4 protein-coding genes and 1 pseudogene are annotated in these 2,387 nt (G+C 67.8%); 2 read left to right on the forward strand and 3 right to left on the reverse strand.

What is annotated here, in order from left to right; all coding sequences use genetic code 11:
- Positions 1 to 327: pseudogene (locus AC5RUJ_RS14725) on the reverse strand (chromosome partitioning protein); the annotation flags it as partial.
- Entirely contained in the window at positions 324 to 971 is a 648-nt protein-coding gene (locus AC5RUJ_RS14730; RefSeq protein WP_494025570.1) for a hypothetical protein, read from the reverse strand. The gene AC5RUJ_RS14730 and the pseudogene AC5RUJ_RS14725, both read right to left, overlap by 4 nt.
- A gap of 234 nt (positions 972 to 1,205) precedes the next feature.
- On the opposite strand from AC5RUJ_RS14730, the gene AC5RUJ_RS14735 reads away from it, so the two are divergent.
- Entirely contained in the window at positions 1,206 to 1,421 is a 216-nt protein-coding gene (locus tag AC5RUJ_RS14735) for a helix-turn-helix domain-containing protein (RefSeq protein ID WP_493979122.1), read from the forward strand.
- Positions 1,422 to 1,425: 4 nt separating this feature from the next.
- Here AC5RUJ_RS14735 and AC5RUJ_RS14740 read toward each other — a convergent pair whose 3' ends face one another.
- Entirely contained in the window at positions 1,426 to 1,986 is a 561-nt protein-coding gene (locus AC5RUJ_RS14740) for a hypothetical protein (RefSeq protein ID WP_494128867.1), read from the reverse strand.
- Positions 1,987 to 2,143: 157 nt separating this feature from the next.
- Between AC5RUJ_RS14740 and AC5RUJ_RS14745 the strand changes: the two genes are divergently transcribed.
- The coding region (locus tag AC5RUJ_RS14745; RefSeq protein ID WP_494156090.1) for a hypothetical protein at positions 2,144 to 2,387 on the forward strand (244 nt) is incomplete at its 3' end.

Here is a 2,387-nt window from a genome sequence, read left to right on the forward strand (position 1 = left end):
GGCCACCAGTGCTGCCAGGGCCACGGGCTCAACGGTTGCGGCACCCGTGCGGATGCCGAGCGCTTCGAGCCGGAGGCGTTCCCCGCCGTCGTCGGTCAACGCCACCACGGACACCTCGGCGCCGTGCAGCCGCTCCAGCACACTGCCGTCGAGCTCCCTCGTCCGGCCCGCCACGATGGCCGCCCGGGCCAGCCCGGACTGCGCCGCCGCCAGCAACTCCGCGAGGTCGGTGCAGCGCCGGACCACGGTGACAGGCCCATGGAGCCGTTCCAGGCCGTTCACGAAGTCGGCGGCCGCCGTTCCCAGCGTGACGACCGGCAGACTCATGGAGTACCGGCCGGGTTGAGTACCACGTTAATGCGTGCCCCGTTGGCGAGGGCATGCAGCAGCGCCGGCATGGTGTCATCATCCACCAGGACGTGCAGCCGTTCCGCCCCGGACGAGCCGAAAGCGGTGGTGGCGCGCGTCAACTGCGACACCTCGGCCGCCTCGAGCAGCCTCTCCGGCTCCTTGAAACCGTTGCGTCCGTCGGGCAGCGACACCCATACATCGACCCGGGAACCGGGACCGGCCTCCTCGGGCAACGGGCTCTCGATACTCAGGCCGATCGGTTTCCGGTCCAAGTCGTCGCCGGCGCCCAGCACGGAAGCCGGCAGCAGTTCACCGCCCCGGACCAGCGCGGTGGCGACGGCATCTGCCGGCAACCCCGTTGCTGCCGGCAGATAAAGGCTGCCCGCCTCGCCCAGCCGAACGTCGACGACGACCACGTCGGCGGCGGAGATCGGTTGTCCCACCGCGATGTCCGTCCTGGCCGCCAGGACACCGGTGGTCTTATCCGCGCTGTTGACCAGCGCTGCGACTCCGGCCACCGAAGCCGCCACGAGCAGCAGCCCCACCAGCAACCGGGGATCTTTCCACGACGGGCGTTTCAACCGCTGTGCGACGGTTTTTTCTGCGATGGCAGCGCTCACGAATTTTTCCCCCTTATTCCCGCGCCCCAGGGGACAGCCAGCCTGCGCTCCGAGAGTCGGCCCCGAGGCCGCGGGTGGCACCATTCTGGTCGTGGCCCAGGGGAAAGGGAACCGCCGCGGCCACCCGGGCCGGATCTGGGGAAAACTTTTCAGAAGCAACGGGTCCAGTTGGATCAAACGACGTCAAACGGTGCCATAATGGCTGAAACCGTCCCCGCTCCGAAGGATCAGCCCATGCCGCGGTTCCTCACCCTGTCCGATGTGGCGGAGGAGTTGCAGATCTCCTCGTCGCAGACGTACGCCCTGGTTCGCAGCGGCGAACTTCCCGCCATCCAGATCGGCGGCCGGGGCCAATGGCGCGTCGAGCAGGTCATGCTCGACCAGTACATCCAGGACAAGTATGCCCAGACGCGGCGGCTGATCGAAGAGGCCAAGTCCACCACGGAATGAGCATTCAGTCCGGGCTGCGCGACACGAGGGCCGCAATGGCCGCGAAGGGCACCGTGTAGACCGACCGGACATTTGCCGCGCGCCTGTCCTCGCCCGACGGCACCGCCGCGAGGTCGAAGGAGTCCGCCCCGACCCTGTCGACCACCCCCTCGGCCGCCGGGATGCCGGGGCCGCCCGACAGGTAGACCGCGACCGGTGCGCGGTCGCGGCCAAGGGCGCGCAGTGCGGATCCGAGCCCGAGCCGACGCGCCCCGGTCGAGTCGGCAACCGCATGCCGGCCCATTCCTTCGAGCAGTTGGACAGCGGCCAACGGCAGGAGCACGCTCCGCACTCCCTCGTACAGCACCAACCAGGTTGATCCGACATGGGCCAGCGTCCCCTCGAACCTGAGGTCTGTGCCTGCACGGACGCGCAACCTGCTGCCCAGCTGCCCCCGAAGCCGGTCGGCCAGACCCACCGCGGCCAACTCGATCCGGGCGCGCTCGTTTACCTCCGCTTCCAACTCCAGCCGGCCTGCGGCGTGTAGCTGGGTCTCCAAATCGGCAAACAGGGCGTCCCAACGCATGGCGCCAGCCTAGGAACCTGCACCACATACCGTCAACGGAAAACCGACTGCTTTACAACAAGTGTTTGAAGCTGCCACCATTGGAAAACAAACAGCACTAAACATAACCAAACTACATCAAACGGCAGTAACACCTTTCTCTCCGGAGGCGCTTCCCATGCTCAGAACCACCGCCGATCTGGCAACCACAGGGCTGGTGACGGCTTGTGCCGCCGTGCTGATGCTCGCGGGGAGGGAGCTGGCCACCGGCGCCACGTGGCCTCCGCAGAACTATCAGGACCTGCTGGCGCTCCTGTCGATCGGAGCCGGCGCGGCCAGTTCGGCGGCCGCGAGCTGCCAGAGGGAATCCCCGGCGGTGACGGTAACCATCCGGGGTGTGTCAGAGGCTTCCCGGGTTGGCG

This window comes from Arthrobacter sp. Y3223164 (assembly GCF_059091005.1).